Raw genomic sequence first — 17,791 nt, 5'->3', positions numbered from 1 at the left:
CCCCGATCAGCGTCACGAGCCTCGGCACGGGGCTGCCGCCCGGCGCGCACGGCACCCTCGGCGTGCGCTTCCGGGTCGACGGCGCCCTGCTCGACGCGCTGACCTGGACCGAGGGCACGACCGACCTGCGCGAGCGGCTGGCCCCGGAGGCCGTGCAGCCCCGGCCCACCCTGTTCGAGCGCGCCGCCGCCCGGGGCGTCGCGAGCACGGTCGTCTCGGACCGCGCCTACCGCGAGTCGGGACTCACGCGCTCCGCCCTGCGCGGCGCGACGTACCGCGGGGTGGGGGCGCTGGGCGACCTCGCCGCCGAGACGCTGACGGCGCTGGCCGCACCGGGACTCGTCTACGCCTACCACGCCGACCTCGACCAGCTCGGCCACCTGCGCGGACCCGGCTCGCTCGCCTGGCGCTGGCAGCTGCGCGGGATCGACCACCTCGTCGCCCTGCTCGCCGAGGACCTCCCGCCCGGGACGCTGCTCGCGGTCACCGGCGACCACGGCATGGTCACGGTCGACCGCCGCCACGACGCCGACACCCACCCCGACCTGCGGCTGGGCGAGCCGATGGTCGGCGGCGACCCGCGCGCCCGCCTCGTCTACGCCCGGCCCGGGACCGCCGACGACGTGCACGCGGCCTGGTCGGCGACCCTGGGCGCGGACGCCACGGTGCTCCGCGGCGAGGAGGCGGTCGAGGGCGGGTGGTTCGGGCCGGTCGACGACGCCGTCCGGGGCCGGGTGCCCGACGTCGTCGCCGTCATGCACGGCACCGCCGCGATCGTGCGCAGCGAGGGGGAACCCGTCCTCGCGCGGCTGCCCGGCCAGCACGGCTCGGTCACCGACGCCGAGCGCCTCGTCCCGTTGCTCGTGCACCACGTCGCCTGACGGCTCGTGCGTCGGCCGTTCCCACCGGACGGAAACCTGTCGTTCCGGGCCGTGCGCGCGCTCACAGCGGTGGTTATCGTCCGGCGGGGGGACCGGTTGCGCGGCGACGCCGCCCCGGATCACGACGAGGGCACGAAGGAGCACGCGTGAGCGTCACGACCCACACCGGCGGCTCGATCCTGGGACACGCGGTCAAGCGCACCGAGGACCAGGAGCTGATCACCGGCGCCGGCCGCTACACCGGCGACCTGCCCGTCGAGGGCTCGCTGCACGCGGTCTTCGTCCGCTCCCCGATCGCGCACGGCACGCTCGGTGACATCGACGTCGACGAGGCCAAGGGCATGCCGGGCGTGGTCGCGGTCTACACCAACGCCGACCTCGACGTGGCCGACCGGCCCGGGCTGCCCGGCGTCGTCCCCGACGCGATGGCCCGCCCGCACCTCGCCAAGGGCAAGGTCCGGTTCGTCGGCGACATCGTCGCCGTCGTCATCGCCGAGACCGCGGGCGAGGCGCTCGACGCCGCCGAGACCGTCTTCCCCGACATCGAGCCGCTGCCCGCCGTCACCGGCATCGAGGAGGCCTACGCCGACGACGCGCCGCTGCTGTTCGACGAGGTCGGCAGCAACCTGGTCGCGGGCGCCGGCACCGGCGACGTCGAGGGCATCTTCGACGACGCCGACGTCGTCGTGGAGGGCAAGTTCCTCAACCAGCGCCTCGCCGGCGTCCCCATGGAGCCCAACGCGTGCGTCGCCGAGCCCGGCACTGATGACGGACCCGGCTCCGCAGGCTCCGCGGGTGGCTCAGGCGGCGTGACCCTGTGGCTCTCCACCCAGACCCCGCACGGCGCGCGCGACGCGATCGCCGGCGACCTCGGCCTCGACGGCGACCTCGTCCGGGTCGTCGCGCCCCGCGTCGGCGGCGGCTTCGGCCCCAAGGCGACGGCCTACCCGGAGTACACGATCGCCGCGAAGGCGGCGATGGTGCTCGGGCGCCCGGTCCGCTGGACCGAGACCCGCTCCGAGAACATGCTCTCGATGGTCCACGGCCGCAGCCAGGTCCAGTGGGTCGAGCTCGGTGTGAAGCGCGACGGGACGATCGTCGGGCTCCGCGCGACGGTGATCGGCGACGCCGGGGCCTACCCGGCCGTCGGCACGATCCTGCCGAGCCTCACCCAGCTCATGGCGCAGGGCGTCTACGACATCCCGGCGATCGACTTCACGTGGAAGAGCGTCGCCACGAACACGACGACGTGCGGTGCCTACCGCGGCGCCGGGCGCCCCGAGGCCACGCAGCTGCTCGAGCGCATCATCGACATGGCCGCGGACGAGCTGGGCATGGACCCGCTGGAGATCCGCCGCAAGAACTACCTGCAGCCCGACCGCTACCCGATGACCTCGCTGACCGGTGCCGAGTACGACAACGCCGAGCACGAGAAGGCGCTCGACGCGGTCAAGCAGGCGGCGGGGTACGACGAGCTGCTCGCCGACCAGAAGCGCCGCCGGGACGCGGGCGAGCGGGTCGCGCTGGGCATCGGCGTCGGCTCCTACGTCGAGGTGACCGCGCCGCTGGGCCTCGACGGCGAGTACGGCTCGGCCCAGGCCCACCCCGACGGCACGTTCACCGTGATGGCCGGGACCAGTGCCCACGGGCAGGGCCACGAGACCGCGTTCGCGCAGCTCGCCTCGTCGGTCCTCGGCGTGCCGATGGACAAGATCAAGGTGGTGCAGTCCGACACCTCGCTGGTGCGCAGCGGGGCGGGCACGCTCGGCTCGCGCTCGCTGCAGACCGGGGGCAGCGCGATCCACAACGCCTCGCAGGAGCTGGTCTCCCGCGCCCGCGAGATCGCCGCCCACCTGCTCGAGGCCTCGGTGGAGGACATCGAGCACTCCGACGACGGCTTCGGGGTGCGCGGCGTCGCCGGCTCCTCGGTGACGTGGTCGCAGATCGCCTCGGCCTCCGAGGACGGCTCGGGGCTCGACGACGGCAACGGCCGCGCGCTGCGCGAGGACCTCGACTTCAAGCAGGGCCAGTCGAGCTTCCCGTTCGGCTCGCACATCGCCGTCGTCGAGGTCGACCTCGACACCGGCATGGTGACGCCGCTGCGCCACGTCGCCGTCGACGACTGCGGGAAGATCCTCAACCCGATGCTCGTGGCCGGGCAGCAGCACGGCGGGATCGCGCAGGGCATCTCGCAGGCCCTGTTCGAGCGGGTCACCTTCGACGAGGACGGCAACCCGACGTCGGGCAACCTCGCCTCGTACACCATCCCGTCGGCGGCCGACCTGTGCTCGTTCGAGGCGTCGAACACCGAGACCCCGACCTTCCTCAACCCCATCGGGGCGAAGGGGATCGGGGAGTCCGGGACGATCGGGTCGACGCCGGCGGTGCACAACGCCGTCATCGACGCGGTGTCCCACCTCGGGGTGCGCCACATCGACATGCCGCTCACCCCGGAGGCGGTGTGGCGCGCCATCCAGGGCGTCTCGGCGTCGGACCCGGGGACCCGGCAGCAGGCCGGGCCGGAGTACGCGGGAGCGGCGGGCTCGCAGCACTGAGCGCCACCGACACGGGCGCGGCCCGTGATGCCGTAGTGCGCTCCGGCATCGCGGCCCGCGGCCCCGGCGACATCACGCGCAGGAGATCCCCCCGCCGTCTACGCTCCCGCGCGTGACGGGCATCCGGGCACTGGAACGCACCGACCTCCCGCAGGTCGGGGCACTGTTCGAGCTGGTGATGCGCTCGGGGGAGCAGCGCCGCAACCCCCACGTCGAGGACTACCTCGCGCGCGTCGTGCTCGACGACCCGTGGGCCGACCCGGAGATCCCGTCCCTGGTGCACGAGGACCCCGACGGGCGCGTCGTCGGGTTCATCGCCGCCAACACGCGGCGGCTCACGTACGACGGGCGGCCCCTGCGGATGGCCGTGAGCAGCAACCTCGTCGCGCATCCCGACGTCCGCTCGCGCGGCGTCGGGGTCCTGCTCAACCGCAAACTGCTCGCCGGCCCGCAGGACCTCACCGTCGCCGACCGCGCCAACGACGACTCCCGCGCGCTCTGGACCGGCCTGGGCGGCCAGGAGCTGGTCGGGTCGTCGCTGTCGTGGTGGCGGATCCTCCGCGCGGGGGCGACGGCGGGGGGGCTCGCCGGGCGGCGCCGGCCCGGCCTCGCCCGCGGCGTCCGGCTGGCCGGCGCACCGCTGGACGCCCTCGCCGCCCGGCTCTCCCGCGGCGGCCCGCCCCCGCCGCCCGACCCGGCGGGGACCACCGAGCCGCTCACCCCCGAGGTGCTCGTCGAGCAGGTCGAGCAGGCGAAACGCCTGCGCCTGCGCCTCGACTACGACGTGACCTGGGTGTCGTGGGCCTTCGCCGAGCTCGGCCGGCTGACCGACCGCGGCCGGCTCACTGCCCGCCCGGGCCCCGAACCAGGCGGGCGGGCGCTCGGGTGGTTCCTCTACCTGCTGCCCGCGGACGGGATCGCCGAGGTCGTCCAGGTCGTGGCCCTCGGCGACCCCGTCCCGGTGCTCGACCACCTGGTCCGCACCGCCCACGACGAGGGGGCGGCCGCGGTCCAGGGGCGCCTCGAGCCGGTGACGGCCGGGCTGGTCGGCGCGCCCGGCGTCCTCGTCCGCCGCGGGGCGCGGGCGCTCGTCGCCGCGCACGACCCCGCCCTGCTCGGGCTCCTCGGGTCGACGGCGTCGTCGTTCAGCGTCCTCGACGGCGAGTGGCTCGTCGCCCACGGGGCCCGGCAGTGACCCCCTGACCGGTCGTGCCACGATCGGACAAGTGAGCGAGGAGAGCGCGCGACGCGAGCTGGCGGTCCTGATCGTCTCCTACCGACGGGCGGACCTGCTCGAGCGTGCCCTGGCGAGCGTCGACAAGTGGCTGCCCGACGTGCGGGTGCACGTCTGGGACAACGCCTCGAGCGGGTCACCCCGGGTCCGCGAGTTCGCGGCCTCCCGGCCCGACATCACCTGGACCTTCTCCGAGGCCAACCTCGGTTACATCGCCGCGATGAACCGGCTCATGGCGCAGGTCCCGGAGTGCGACGCGCTGCAGCTCAATCCGGACGCCGAGCTGCTCGGTCCGCTCACCCGGGCCCGCGCGGCGCTCGCCGAGCCCGGCGTCGCCGCGGTGTCGCCGACGGTGCTCGACCCCGAGGGCCGCGACGAGCCGTGGGACGTCGCGCACCGCGAGCAGGGCGTGGTGCGCAACCTGCTGAACGCGGCCGGATACGCGAAGCGGCTGCGCGGCAACCGGCTCAGCAACCTCTACCCGGAGCCGCCGACCGAGGTCGACGGCTACCTCACCGGGTGCTGCCTGTTCATCTCCCGCGACGCCTGGAACGCGCTCGGGCCGTTCAGCGAGGAGTTCTTCGTCTACGGCGAGGACGCCACGTGGCAGCCCGACGCGCGCCGGGCCGGCTGGTCGCTGCGCCTGGTCGACGACGACGAGCCGCAGGTCCGCCACGCCAGCGGCGGCACCGTGTCCGACGACCCGCTCGCCTCGGTGCGCGGCGACGACCTGCTCCGTGCCGCGCAGGTGATCGCGCTGGGCCTGGAGCACAACCTCGGGCGCGGTTCGCTGTACGCGGCGGGCTCGACGCTGCTCGAGCGGGTCCAGCGCTCCAAGCGGGCGCCCCGTCGGGCCCGGCTGACCGCCCTGGCCGAGCAGGCGGGGGGACGCCCCGCCGTCGTCGTCGTCACCAACGGCCTCAAGCCCGGCGGGGCGGAGCGCCAGCGGGTCGTGCTCGCCAACCAGCTCGTCGCGCGCGGCCACCCCGTGACCCTGGTGTGCCTGCAGCACCTCGGGCAGTACATCGCCGAGCTGGACCCGCGGGTGCGGATGCTCATGCAGCCCTGGTGGCAGCCGGTCGTGGACGTCGCCGACACCGACGAGGCCATCGTCGTGGGCGGGGCCACCAAGACCGAGATCGGGTTCGCGGAGGCGTGGCGCGCGCTCGGCCCCGTCGCCGGGCAGCGGCGGTACTGGCTGCCGGCCGCGCACGACCCCGCCGAGCTGGAGCGCCCGACCTACTCCGAGCTGCAGGCCCGCGCGCTGCGCACCGCCGACGGTCTGCTCGTGCTGTCCCGCCAGCACCACGCCGACCTGACGCGCCACCAGCGCCTCACCGGCTCGGTCATGGTCGCGCCCAACGGGCTGGCCCCGGGCGAGCCGCTGCCGCCGCGTCCGGGCACCGGACCCGTCCGGTTCTGCATGCTCACCCGGCTCAAGGAGTACAAGAACACGACGCTGCTCATCAAGGCGCTCGACGCGCTCGCGCGCCCCGACGAGTGGACCCTCGACATCTTCGGGGCGGGCCCCGACCGAGCCCTGCTCGAGGCGCAGACCCCCGCCTACCTGCGCGGGCAGGTGCGCTGGCGGGGCGTCTCCCCGGGGCCGGACCACGCGTTCGCCGAGACCGACGTGCTGTGCGTCCCCAGCGGCTTCGAGGCCTTCCCGCTCGTCATCGTCGAGGCGATGACGCGGGCGATGCCGGTGATGGCGTCGGCGAGCGGGTCGGTGCCCGAGATGCTCGAGCACGGCGCGGCCGGGGTCGTGGTCGACCCGGTGACCGTCCCGGCCTGGACCGAGGCGTTGCGCGGCGTGCTCGACGACCGCGGGCGGCTGACGCGGCTCGGTGCGGCCGGGCGGGAGCGGGCGCTGGCGCTCTACACCGACACCGCCATGGTCGACGCCTACCAGCGCGCATTCGTGACGATCCTGGGCCACCCGTTCCCCGGAGCGGAGCAACCCGCCGACGTGATCTGAGTCGCTCGACGGGGATATCCGCCGAAGTGTCCGATCGGGTGTCACCCTCGTACGAACCTCGGTCGCGTTCGGACGTCATAGTGGAGTACGACGCAGTCGGTCCGGAGAGGCTTTGATCGAATGATCGTTCTGGGACTCAGTGGGCTCCCGAACTCCCAACGACGACTTCACGAGACCCGACCCGACATCGATCCGCTGGACGCGCGGATCTGTCAGGGGCTCGACAGCGCGGCGGCGATCCTCGTCGACGGCCGCCTCGTCGCGGCGGCCTCGCAGGAGCGCTTCGACGGCGACAAGGGCACCGGTTCCCTCCCGCGGGACGCCATCGCCTATTGCCTCGCGGAAGCCGGCGTGCGGGCCGAGGACGTCGACGTCGTCGCGCACGGCTTCGACTACGACCGCCACCGGCGCGCCTTCGCGCTCTCCCGCGAGTACTTCGACGGCGTCCTGAGCTCGCAGACCGTGCGGGACGCGCTCACCGACGCGGGCTGGCCGGTCCTGGCCGAGCGCCTGGCGCCGGTCGAGCACCACCGGGCGCACGCGCTGTCCGCGGTGGTGCCCAGCGGGTTCTCCCGCGGGCTCGCCGTGGTCTCCGACGGGATGGGCGAGGTCGACTCGCTGACGGTGTACCGCTTCTCCGACGGCCGGCTGGAGAAGCTGCACTCGCAGCCGATCGCGGCGTCGCTGGGGATCCTCTACTCGATCGGCACGCGCTTCCTCGGCTTCCAGTTCAACAACGACGAGTACAAGGTCATGGGCCTCGCGCCCTACGGGGACCCGGAGCGGTTCCGCGAGGTGTTCCGCAAGCTGACCCGGTTCGACGCCGAGCGCGGCTCGGTCGTCATCGACTGGCCCACGGGCGCGCTCGCGGACGCCGAGGACGGCTACCCCCACGCGCGGGCCCTGTTCGAGGAGCAGACCTTCACGCCCTCGAAGCCCGACGGCTCGATCCAGCGCGACGAGGCCGACTTCGCGGCCGCCATGCAGGAGTGCCTGACCGAGCTGCTCGTCGCGCTCGTCGGGCACTGGCTGGCCGAGACCGGCGAGACCTCGCTGTGCCTGGCCGGCGGCACCTTCCTCAACTGCAAGTCCAACCAGTCGATCGCCGACCTGCCCGGCGTCGAGCGCATGTTCGTGCAGCCGGCCTCCGGCGACGACGGCAGCGCGCCCGGCGCGGCGTGGGCGGCGGCGGTGGAGGCGGGCGAGCGGCCCGCCGTCACCGGCCCCTTCGACCCCTACCTGGGCCCGCAGTACTCCCGCGAGGACGTGCTGGCGGTCCTCGAGGCCCGTCCCGACCTGCGCTGGCGCGAGATCGGGATGGGCCAGGAGTACCTGGCCGCCGCCGCGGAGGACATCGCCGCGGACCGGATCGTCGCGGTGTTCCACGGGCGCATGGAGTTCGGCCCGCGGGCGCTGGGCAACCGCTCGATCCTCGCCCGCCCCGACGGCGACCGGATCAAGGACCGGATCAACGGCGCCGTGAAGTTCCGGGAGGCGTTCCGGCCGTTCGCGCCCGCCGTGCACGTCGACGACCGCGACCGGCTCTTCGTCACGCGCGGCTTCGACCCGGACCTCTACATGCTCTGCACCGCGCAGGTGCGCCCCGAGGCCCGCGGCGCGCTCTCCGGGATCGTCCACGAGGACGACTCGGCGCGGATCCAGACCGTCACCCCGGAGCTGAACCCGACGTTCGCGTCGCTGCTCGACGAGGTCCGCGCGCGGACCGGCACCGGCTGCGTCGTCAACACCTCGTTCAACGTCAAGGGCCAGCCGCTGATCATGGACCCGGCCACCGCCGTCGACACGTTCTCGCGGATCGCGCTGGACCGGCTCTACATCGAGGGGTTCGTCGTGGAGGGGACCCCCTCGTGAGCCGGGCGAGCGTCCAGATCTACTCGACCTGCCCGCAGTCCAAGGACGTCCCCGCCGCGGAGTACGGCCGCGCCGTCGCCGACGTCGCGCGCTGGAGCGAGGCCGCGGGGTGCACCGGGATGCTGGTGTACACCGACAACGGCATCGCGGACCCGTGGCTGGTGGCCCAGCACGCGATCACCGCGACCGAGCGGCTCGCCCCGCTGGTGGCGGTGCAGCCGGTGTACATGCACCCGTTCACCGCGGCGTCGATGGTGTCGTCGCTGGCGTACCTGCACGGGCGCGCGGTGCACCTGAACATGCTCGCCGGCGGCTTCCGCAACGACCTGCTGGCGCTGGGCGACCCCACCGAGCACGACGACCGCTACGCCCGGACCACCGAGTACACGCACATCGTCATGGCGCTGCTGCGCGGCGAGACCGTGACCCGTGAGGGGCGCTGGCACCAGGTGCGCAACCTCAAGCTGGGGCCGGCGCTGCCCGCCGACCTCATGCCCGAGGTGCTGATCTCGGGGTCGTCGCCCGCCGGGCGCGCGGCTGCGGCCGACATCGGCGCCGTCCCCATCCGCTACCCGGAGCCACTGGGGCAGGAGACCGCGGATGCGCCGGCCGGCGGCGGCGTCCGGGTCGGGATCATCGCGCGGGGCGACACCGCGGAGGCGTGGAAGGTCGCCGAGGAGCGCTTCCCGACCGACCGCAAGGGCCAGATCGCGCACTCGATGGCGATGCGGACCTCGGACTCGCAGTGGCACCGCCAGCTGTCCGCCGCGGCGCAGGCGCAGCCGGAGACCGCCGATGGCGAGCCGGACCCGTTCTGGCTCGGGCCGTTCCAGAACTACCAGACCTTCTGCCCCTACCTGGTCGGCTCCTACGACCGCGTGGCCTCGGCGATCGGGCACTACCTGGCCCGGGGCACCCGGGTGTTCGTGCTGGACATCCCGCCGGCGGCCGAGGAGCTCGGGCACATCGGCGAGGTGTTCGCGCGGGCGGGGGTCACGCCGTGACCCGGCGGCTGCAGGACCTGCTCACCGCCTCGGCGGAGCGCTCGCCCGGCTCGACAGCGCTGCTGCTCGGCGACGAGGTGATGACCTACGCCGAGCTCGCGGCCACGACCGACCGGATCGCACGGGTGCTGGTGGAGCGCGGCGTGCGGCCCGGTGACCGCGTCGGGGTGCTCGCGGCGAAGGCGCCGTGGACGATCGCCGCGCTGATCGGGACGCTCAAGGCGGGCGGCGTGTACGTGCCGGTCGACTCGGCGAGCCCGGCGCCGCGCGTGGCCCGCATCGTGCGCTCGGCCGAGCCGACGGTCCTGCTGGCCGACGCCACCGCCACGGGCCTCATCGACGGCCTCGTCGGCGAGGGCCTGGACGACCTGGTCGTGGGCTCGCTCGTCGAACCGTTGGCCGGCGCGCGCTTCGCGTCGGCGTTCGCGCGGGGCGACGTCGCGGCCGCGGACGCCTCGGCCCCGGTCGTGGCGGCGGCCCCCGACCTCGCCCACCTGCTCTTCACCTCCGGCTCCACCGGGGAGCCGAAGGGCGTCATGATCACCCACGACATGGTCTCGGCCTTCGTGGACTGGGCGCTCGGGCACTTCGGGACCAAGCCCGGCGACCGGATCTCCGGGCACCCGCCGCTGCACTTCGACCTCTCGACGTTCGACATCTACGCCACGCTCGCCGCGGGCGCGGAGCTGCACCTCGTGCCGGCCTCGCTGGGCCTCGACCCCCGGCGGACCGCCGCGTTCATCCGCGACCACGAGCTCACGCAGTGGTTCTCCGTGCCGTCGGTCCTGACCTACCTGGCGCGCTTCGACGCCGTGGCGCAGGACGACTTCCCGGCCCTGGAGCGGCTGCTGTGGTGCGGCGAGGTGCTGCCGACCCCGGTGCTCGCGCACTGGATGCGCCGGCTGCCCCACGTCCGGTTCACCAACCTCTACGGACCCACCGAGGCGACGATCGCGTCGTCGTACTTCGACGTGCCCGGGGTGCCCGACGACGAGTCGGTGCCGGTGCCGATCGGCGTGCCGTGCGACGGCGAGCGGCTGCTCGTCCTCGAGGACGGGCGTGAGGTTGCGACCGGTGAGATCGGCGAGCTGTACATCGGCGGGGTCGGGCTCTCCCCGGGCTACTGGCGCGACCAGGAGAAGACCGACGCCGCCTTCGTCCCGGGTCCCGACGGCGAGCGCATCTACCGGACCGGCGACCTCGCCCGCGCCGACGAGGACGGCGTGGTGCACTTCCTCGGCCGCACCGACTCCCAGATCAAGAGCCGCGGCTACCGCATCGAGCTCGGCGAGGTCGAGTCGGCGGTGAACACCGTGGCCGGGGTGCGCGAATGTGCCGTCGTGGGCGTGGACACCGGGGGCTTCGAGGGCACCACGATCTGCTGCGCCTACTCCGTCGTCGAGGGCCGGGAGCTGCCGGTGGCCGAGCTGCGCCGGCAGGTCACCGCGCTGCTGCCGCGCTACATGCTCCCGGCACGCTGGGAGGAGCTCGACGGCCTCCCCAAGAACGTCAACGGCAAGATCGACCGGCCCGCGCTGCGCGACCGGTTCCGCCCCGCACCGAAGGACGAGAGCTGATGGAGACCGACACCCGCCCCGAGCTGCGCGCGCAGGTCGCGGAGGTGGTGAGCGAGCGCGCCGGGATCGACGTGCCCGACACGTCCACGGACCTGCTCGAGGCCGGTCTCATCGACTCGCTCGCGCTGGTGACGCTCATCGTGGCGCTCGAGGAGACCTTCGGCGTGCAGCTGCCGCTCGACGACTTCGACGTGGACCACTTCCGGTCGGTCGACGCCATGACCGACTTCCTCGCCTCGGTCGGGGCGGCCCCCGCGTAGGCCCGGGGCCACCTCGTCACACGTCGGAGACGTCCCCGTCATCCGCGTGTCACACTGCGCCGTCCGTGATCCCGCCCGGAGGGCTCGGTGTGATCGATTCGGGCAGTACCGCATGGGTGCTCGCGAGCACCGGGCTCGTGATGCTGATGACCCCGGGCCTGGCCCTCTTCTACGGCGGCATGGTCCGCACGAAGGCCGTCCTCAACGTCATGATGACGAGCTTCGTGTGCCTCGCCGTCGTGGGCGTGGTGTGGGTGGTCTACGGCTACTCGCTCGGCTTCGGGTCCGACGCGTGGGCGGGGCTCATCGGCGGCTTCGGCGACGTCGGGCTGCGCCACACCGACACCGCGGTCGTCGGGAGCGGGCCGACCGCGATCCCGGCCGGCGTCTACGCGATGTTCGAGCTCATGTTCGCCGTGATCACGGTCGCGCTGCTCGCGGGTGCGGTCGCCGAGCGGACGCGGTTCTGGCCGTGGACCCTGTTCGTGCTGGTCTGGGTCACGGTCGTCTACCTCCCCGAGGCGCACTGGGTGTTCGCGCTCGACGGGGCGACGGGGCCCGGGTCGGTCGGCGGGTGGATCGCCAACCGGCTGCACGCGCTGGACTTCGCGGGCGGGACCGCCGTCGAGATCAACTCCGGGGCGTCGGCCCTGGCGCTCGCCCTCGTCGTCGGGAAGCGGCGGGGCTGGCCCCGCGACCCGATCCGGCCGCACAACCTCCCCTCGGTCCTCCTCGGTGCCGGGCTGCTCTGGTTCGGGTGGTTCGGGTTCAACGCCGGGTCCGCGCTCGGGGCCACCGCCGTGGCCGGCACCGCCCTGGTGTCGACGATGACCGCGGGGGCGGCGGCGGTCCTGGCCTGGCTCGTCGTCGAGCAGATCCGCGACGGCCGGCCCACGTCCCTCGGGGCGGCGTCGGGTGCCGTCGCGGGCCTCGTCGGGATCACCCCGGCCTGCGCCTACGTCGAGCCGCTCGGGGCGCTGGCCATCGGCCTCGCCGCGGGCGCGATCTGCGCCTGCGCGGTGCGGCTCAAGTACCGCTTCGGGTTCGACGACTCCCTCGACGTCGTCGCGGTCCACGGGGTCGGTGGGCTCGTCGGGATGCTCCTGATCGGCCTGCTGGCCTCGGTGGCGACCAACCCCGCCGGTGCGGACGGCCTGCTCTACGGCGGCGGGTTGTCCCAGCTCGGACGCCAGGCGGTGGCCGTCGTCGCGGTGCTCGGCTACTCGTTCGTCGTCACGATCGTGATCGCCTGGGTGATCGCGAGGACGATCGGGCTGCGGGTGGATCCCGAGGTCGAGGCCGAGGGCGTCGACGAGGGCGAGCACGCCGAGAGCGGCTACGACTTCTCGACGGTGGCCGCCGGCTCGCGCGGGCACCGCACCCCGGGGGTCCCGTCGAGCCCCACGGGGTCCCGGCCCGCCTCCTGAGCACGTCCGCTCCGCGGTGCGACATCTGCCGATCGCGACGGAATCTTGATTGATTCCAGATTCAGGGCCACACTGGCCGATGTGCCGACCACCTCCGACTTCGAGCGCCAGGTGCGCGAGGCGGGTCTGCGCGTGACGCGTCCCCGTCTCGCGGTGCTGTCGGCGGTGCACGACCACCCGCACCTCGACACGGACGCGATCATCGGTCTCGTCCGGGCCGACCTCGGGACGGTGTCCCACCAGGCCGTCTACGACGTCCTGCGGGCGCTCACCTCGGCGGGCCTGCTGCGGCGCATCGAGCCCACGGGTTCGGCGGCGCGGTACGAGGCCCGGGTCGGGGACAACCATCACCACGTCGTGTGCCGGTCCTGTGGCGCGATCTCCGACGTCGACTGCGTCGTCGGGGCCGCGCCGTGCCTGACCGCGTCGGACGACCACGGCTTCGTCGTCGACGAGGCCGAGGTCGTCTTCTGGGGGCTCTGCCCCGCGTGTTCCACCACCTCTCAACCCTCCGGAGGAAACCCTCGTGTCTGAAGGTCACGTCACCCGCGAGACAGAGATGAACACCCATGAGGCCGGCGGTTGCCCGGTCCACGGGGGTCGTCTCGCGCACCCGACCGAGGGTGGCGGCAACGTCGACTGGTGGCCCAACCAGCTCAACCTGCGCGTCCTGCGCTCGCACACCGCCGCCTCGAACCCGATGGACCCGGACTTCGACTACGCGAAGGAGTTCGCGACCGTCGACCTCGACGAGCTCGCGCGCGACGTCGACGAGGTCCTGACGACGAGCCAGGACTGGTGGCCGGCCGACTTCGGTCACTACGGCGGCTTCATGATCCGCATGGCGTGGCACTCCGCCGGCACCTACCGCCTGGCCGACGGCCGCGGCGGCGCCGGCATGGGCATGCAGCGCTTCGCCCCGCTGAACAGCTGGCCCGACAACGGCAACCTGGACAAGGCCCGCCGCCTGCTGTGGCCGGTCAAGCAGAAGTGGGGCCGGAAGGTCTCCTGGGCCGACCTCATCATCTTCACGGGCAACCGCGCGCTGGACACCATGGGCTTCACGACCTTCGGGTTCGCCGGCGGCCGCCCCGACGTGTTCGAGCCCGACAACGAGACCTACTGGGGCCCGGAGCGCGAGTGGCTCGGCGGCGACCAGCGCTACACCGGCGACCGGCAGCTCGAGCAGCCCCTCGGCGCCTCGCAGATGGGCCTGATCTACGTCAACCCGGAGGGCCCGGACGGCAACCCCGACCCGCTGGCCGCCGCGCGCGACATCCGCGAGACCTTCGGCCGCATGGCGATGAACGACGAGGAGACCGTCGCCCTCATCGCCGGTGGCCACACCTTCGGCAAGACGCACGGCGCGGCCGACCCCGACCAGTACGTCGGCCCCGAGCCCGAGGGCGCCTCCCTCGAGGAGAAGGGCCTGGGCTGGGCGCAGAAGTTCGGCAAGGGCAAGGGCCGCGACACCATCACCTCCGGCCTCGAGGTCACCTGGACCTCCACCCCGGTGCAGTGGAGCAACGGCTACTTCGACAACCTCTTCGGCTACGAGTGGGAGCTCCACAAGTCGCCGGCCGGGGCGTGGCAGTACCGGCCGGTGAACGGCGGCGGCGCGAACACCGTGCCCGACCCGGAGACCGGTGAGCTGACCCGCCAGCCCACGATGCTGGTCACCGACCTCTCCCTGAAGCTCGACCCGATCTACGGGGAGATCTCGCGGCGGTTCCACCAGAACCCCGACGAGTTCGCCGACGCGTTCGCCCGCGCCTGGTACAAGCTGACCCACCGCGACATGGGCCCGATCCAGCGCTACATCGGCGACTGGGTCCCGCAGGAGACGCTGATCTGGCAGGACCCGGTGCCCGCGCACGAGGGCCCGCTCGTCGACTCCACCGAGATCGCCGAGCTCAAGGCGAAGATCCTCGACTCGGGCCTGTCCGTCTCCCAGCTCGTCAAGGCGGCCTGGGCGTCGGCCTCCACGTTCCGGATCGGGGACAAGCGCGGCGGCGCCAACGGTGCCCGCGTGCGCCTCGACCCGCAGATCGACTGGGAGGTCAACGACCCGCAGGAGCTGCGCCGGACCCTGGCGGCCCTCGACGACGTCCGGTCGTCGTTCAACGCCTCCGGCACGCAGGTCTCGCTCGCGGACCTGATCGTGCTCGGCGGGTGCGCCGCCATCGAGAAGGCGGCCTCCGACGCCGGCACCTCGATCACGGTCCCCTTCACCCCGGGGCGCACCGACGCCTCGCAGGAGTGGACCGACGTCGACTCGTTCACCTACCTCGAGCCGGCCGCGGACGGCTTCCGCAACTACCTCGGCAAGGGCAACCCGCTCCCCGCCGAGTACCTGCTGGTCGACCGCGCGAACCTGCTCAACCTCACCGCGCCCGAGATGACCGCGCTCGTCGGCGGTCTGCGGGTGCTCGGGGCGAACACCGGCGGGTCGACGCACGGGGTGCTCACCGAGCGTCCCGGGCAGCTGACGAACGACTTCTTCACCAACCTGCTCGACATGAACACCACGTGGTCGAAGGTCGCCGAGGAGGAGGGGCTCTACGAGGCCCGCGGCACCGACGGCGAGGTCCACTGGACCGGCACCCGCAACGACCTGGTGTTCGGCTCGAACTCCGAGCTCCGCGCGGTCGCGGAGATCTACGCGGAGAACGGGGCGGAGGAGAAGTTCGTCCGGGACTTCGTCAAGGCCTGGGACAAGGTCATGATGCTGGACCGGTACGACATCTAGGTGCCTGCGGCCCGTGAGCACTTTCGGGGGTCATAGCCCCCGAAAGTGCTCACAGGCGCGCGAGCGCACCTCGACGGACCGTCCCGCCGCGGACCACCTCGGCGTACGCCCCCGCACACGGCAGCACCCCGAACCCGGGCACCTCGACCCGGTTCCCGGTGAGCAGCGGGCGCAGTGCGTCGGGGTTCCGCGGCAGGTCGCCGTGCTCGAGCGTCGGCACCGAGCACCGCGGCGTCGGCAGCGTCAACCGCAGGACCACGTCGCCGACGGTCAGCTCCCGCCCGAGCCAGTCGTTCTCGGCGAACGGCTCCACGTCCGCGTCGATGACGAGGTTCGGTCGGTAGCGCAGTGCCTCGATCCCCAGGTGATCCAGGGTCGCCGTCGTGATCAGGTGGATCGGGGAGTGGTCGACGAACGTGTCGCCGGCGTTCCCCTGCGAGATCTCGAGCGTGGGCGCCTCGACCTCGGCCTCCACGCCCTGCGCGAGCACGTCCTCGGGGTCCGGGCGCTCGACCGACGACCCCGCCGGGCGCTGCGCCCGGAGCTCGACGGGCCGCCCGAGGTCGGCGGTCAGGCTCTCGACGAGGCGCGGGTCGTCGGCGCCGAAGGTGTCGCCCCCCGGCGTCGTCACCCGGACCTGCCCGCCGTCCACGGCCGCCGAGTACTGCAGCAGCCGCCGCCACAGCCGCGGGTGCTTGGCGGTGCACACGTAGCCGGTCGTCGGGTCCATCAGCGCCCGCCAGCGGTCGTGCTCGAGCCCGGTGGGGCCGACCACCGCCTCGTCCAGCTGCTGGCCGAGCATCGACTTCACGGGATAGCGGGTCAGCGCCGACACCTGCATGGGCACCGACCCTAATCGTCGCCGCCGGTCCCGCCCGCCCGCCGGCGCAGGTCGTCGCGCCGGGCGGAACCGCAGCGAATTCTCATCGTTCCTGCCGCGGGGCGAGGGCGGGCTTGAGATCGACGACCGGCGTGCCGTCGAAGGCTTCGAGCGCGTCGACGTGGATCCGGGTGCCCTCGACGGCGAGGACGCGGACCGGGTGCATCCCGATCGGGTTCGGGCGCGCGGGGGAGCGGGTGCTGAACACGCCGGTCGGCGGCCGCGCGGGGTCGTCGCGCGGCTGCACGACCTGCACGTCCCGCGCGGCCTCGTGCAGCCAGGTGAGCACGACCAGCTCGTCGCCCGCCGCCAGGTCGGCGCACGCCTCGCGCAGCGACGGGTCCAGGACGAGCCACGCGTCGGGCGCGCCCTCGTCGGCCTGCTTCGGCGCCGCGGCGGGGTCGAGGGTGGACTCGACGCGTCCGATCACCCGGAGCTCGAACGTCATACCCGGCTCCCGATCTCGCCAGGGACCGTCACGATCCGTAGAGCGCGGCGACGTCCTCGGAGCTCGGCCACCTGCTGTACGTGGCCTGCTGTGGCCAGCCCGGGGGCGAGTCCTGCCATTCCTCCTGCCGTCCGAAGGGCAGCAGGTCGACGAGCGCGAAGCCGAAGCCGAGCTGCTCGGTGCCCCGGCCGTCGGTGTGCCACGTGCGGTACACGGTGCCGCCGTCGCGCAGGAAGACGTTCACGGCGAAGCCGCCGCCGGGCGGGGCGCCGACGTCGGTCCCGAAGGAGCTGTTCGCCGTGGAGTACCAGCGCATGGTGTTGCCGACGCGGCGCCGGTAGGCGAGGGCCTCGTCGATCGGGCCCTGGGTGACGACGACGAACCGCGCGTCGAAGTGGTCGAGCCACTGCAGCCGGGTGAACTGGCTGGTGAAGCCGGTGCACCCCCCGCACTGCCATTCCTCGCCCGGGAACCACATGTGGTTGTAGACGATCAGCTGGGACCGGCCGTCGAAGACGTCGACGAGCCGCACCGGCCCGTCCTCGCCCTCCAGCGTGTAGTCGGGCATCTCGACCATCGGCAGCCGGCGGCGTTGTGCGGCGATGGCGTCGAGCTCGCGGGTCGCCGCCTTCTCCCGGCGGCGCAGCGCGTCGAGCTCGCGCTGCCAGGTCTCGGTGCCGACGACGGGTGGTAGGGCCGGTGCGCTCATAGCTACCAGATGGTCCTAGAGAAGTACCAAGGGGTCAAGGGTCTCAATGTGCTCGGCGCAGGGCCGCGGGGTCGTCGGTCGGACGCCCGTCGGTCACCGCGACCTGCTCGACCACGGCGGCGAGCCGGCCCTGGAGATCCACGGCTGCTGTTCCCCGGCACGGCGCGACGACGTGGTGCAGCCCCGGCGCGTCCGTCTCCCCGAGGCCCGCCACGGC

General features: G+C 73.4%; 14 protein-coding genes. 11 read left to right on the top strand and 3 right to left on the bottom strand.

Annotated features, from left to right (window positions below; genetic code table 11):
* From AC0CYZ_RS30505 to katG, 11 genes are all read left to right on the top strand, one after another.
* A partial coding sequence (locus tag AC0CYZ_RS30505) for an alkaline phosphatase family protein (protein ID WP_472221863.1) occupies window positions 1–881 on the top strand: 881 nt, incomplete at its 5' end.
* Window positions 882–1,027: 146 nt separating this feature from the next.
* Window positions 1,028–3,436 carry a xanthine dehydrogenase family protein molybdopterin-binding subunit gene (locus AC0CYZ_RS30500; protein ID WP_472221862.1) on the top strand — a complete coding sequence of 803 codons (2,409 nt, stop codon included), beginning with the start codon at window positions 1,028–1,030 and terminating at the stop codon, window positions 3,434–3,436.
* 112 nt (window positions 3,437–3,548) lie between these two features.
* A complete protein-coding gene (locus AC0CYZ_RS30495; RefSeq protein WP_472221861.1) occupies window positions 3,549–4,631 on the top strand; it encodes a GNAT family N-acetyltransferase in 1,083 nt (360 codons plus the stop codon).
* A gap of 31 nt (window positions 4,632–4,662) precedes the next feature.
* Complete coding sequence (locus AC0CYZ_RS30490) at window positions 4,663–6,648, top strand: glycosyltransferase (RefSeq protein WP_472221860.1); 1,986 nt, start codon at window positions 4,663–4,665, stop codon at window positions 6,646–6,648.
* A gap of 120 nt (window positions 6,649–6,768) precedes the next feature.
* On the top strand, window positions 6,769–8,520 hold the full coding sequence (locus tag AC0CYZ_RS30485) for a carbamoyltransferase family protein (protein ID WP_472221859.1): 1,752 nt from the start codon (window positions 6,769–6,771) through the stop codon (window positions 8,518–8,520).
* The gene (locus AC0CYZ_RS30480) at window positions 8,517–9,524 is read left to right on the top strand and encodes an LLM class flavin-dependent oxidoreductase (RefSeq protein ID WP_472221858.1); all 1,008 of its coding nucleotides are present in this window, start codon (window positions 8,517–8,519) and stop codon (window positions 9,522–9,524) included. Before AC0CYZ_RS30485 ends, AC0CYZ_RS30480 begins: the two co-directional genes overlap by 4 nt.
* Window positions 9,521–11,101, top strand: a complete 1,581-nt coding sequence (locus AC0CYZ_RS30475) for an amino acid adenylation domain-containing protein (RefSeq protein ID WP_472221857.1) — start codon at window positions 9,521–9,523, stop codon at window positions 11,099–11,101. Before AC0CYZ_RS30480 ends, AC0CYZ_RS30475 begins: the two co-directional genes overlap by 4 nt.
* Window positions 11,101–11,361: an acyl carrier protein gene (locus AC0CYZ_RS30470; RefSeq protein ID WP_472221856.1), complete on the top strand. Its 261-nt coding sequence runs from the start codon at window positions 11,101–11,103 to the stop codon at window positions 11,359–11,361. Before AC0CYZ_RS30475 ends, AC0CYZ_RS30470 begins: the two co-directional genes overlap by 1 nt.
* An 89-nt stretch (window positions 11,362–11,450) precedes the next feature.
* Entirely contained in the window at window positions 11,451–12,788 is a 1,338-nt protein-coding gene (locus AC0CYZ_RS30465; protein ID WP_472221865.1) for an ammonium transporter, read from the top strand.
* An 81-nt stretch (window positions 12,789–12,869) separates the two neighbouring features.
* Window positions 12,870–13,322: a Fur family transcriptional regulator gene (locus AC0CYZ_RS30460; RefSeq protein ID WP_472221855.1), complete on the top strand. Its 453-nt coding sequence runs from the start codon at window positions 12,870–12,872 to the stop codon at window positions 13,320–13,322.
* Between the two features lie 25 nt (window positions 13,323–13,347).
* Window positions 13,348–15,537 (top strand): catalase/peroxidase HPI, encoded by a 2,190-nt coding sequence (katG, locus tag AC0CYZ_RS30455; RefSeq protein WP_472221854.1) that lies wholly within the window; start codon window positions 13,348–13,350, stop codon window positions 15,535–15,537.
* A gap of 49 nt (window positions 15,538–15,586) precedes the next feature.
* On the opposite strand, the gene AC0CYZ_RS30450 is transcribed toward katG, so the two are convergent.
* The 3 genes from AC0CYZ_RS30450 to AC0CYZ_RS30440 all read right to left on the bottom strand — a co-directional run bounded on the left by AC0CYZ_RS30450 (window position 15,587) and on the right by AC0CYZ_RS30440 (window position 17,574).
* Window positions 15,587–16,378 carry an MOSC domain-containing protein gene (locus tag AC0CYZ_RS30450; RefSeq protein WP_472221864.1) on the bottom strand — a complete coding sequence of 264 codons (792 nt, stop codon included), beginning with the start codon at window positions 16,376–16,378 and terminating at the stop codon, window positions 15,587–15,589.
* 82 nt (window positions 16,379–16,460) lie between these two features.
* Window positions 16,461–16,865 carry an SAM-dependent methyltransferase gene (locus AC0CYZ_RS30445; RefSeq protein WP_472221853.1) on the bottom strand — a complete coding sequence of 135 codons (405 nt, stop codon included), beginning with the start codon at window positions 16,863–16,865 and terminating at the stop codon, window positions 16,461–16,463.
* A 28-nt stretch (window positions 16,866–16,893) separates the two neighbouring features.
* Complete coding sequence (locus tag AC0CYZ_RS30440) at window positions 16,894–17,574, bottom strand: DUF899 domain-containing protein (protein WP_472221852.1); 681 nt, start codon at window positions 17,572–17,574, stop codon at window positions 16,894–16,896.
* Window positions 17,575–17,791: the final 217 nt, after the last annotated feature.

The sequence above is a fragment of the Actinomycetospora sp. genome (assembly GCF_055612215.1).
This window is presented reverse-complemented; position numbering and strand designations above follow the sequence as displayed.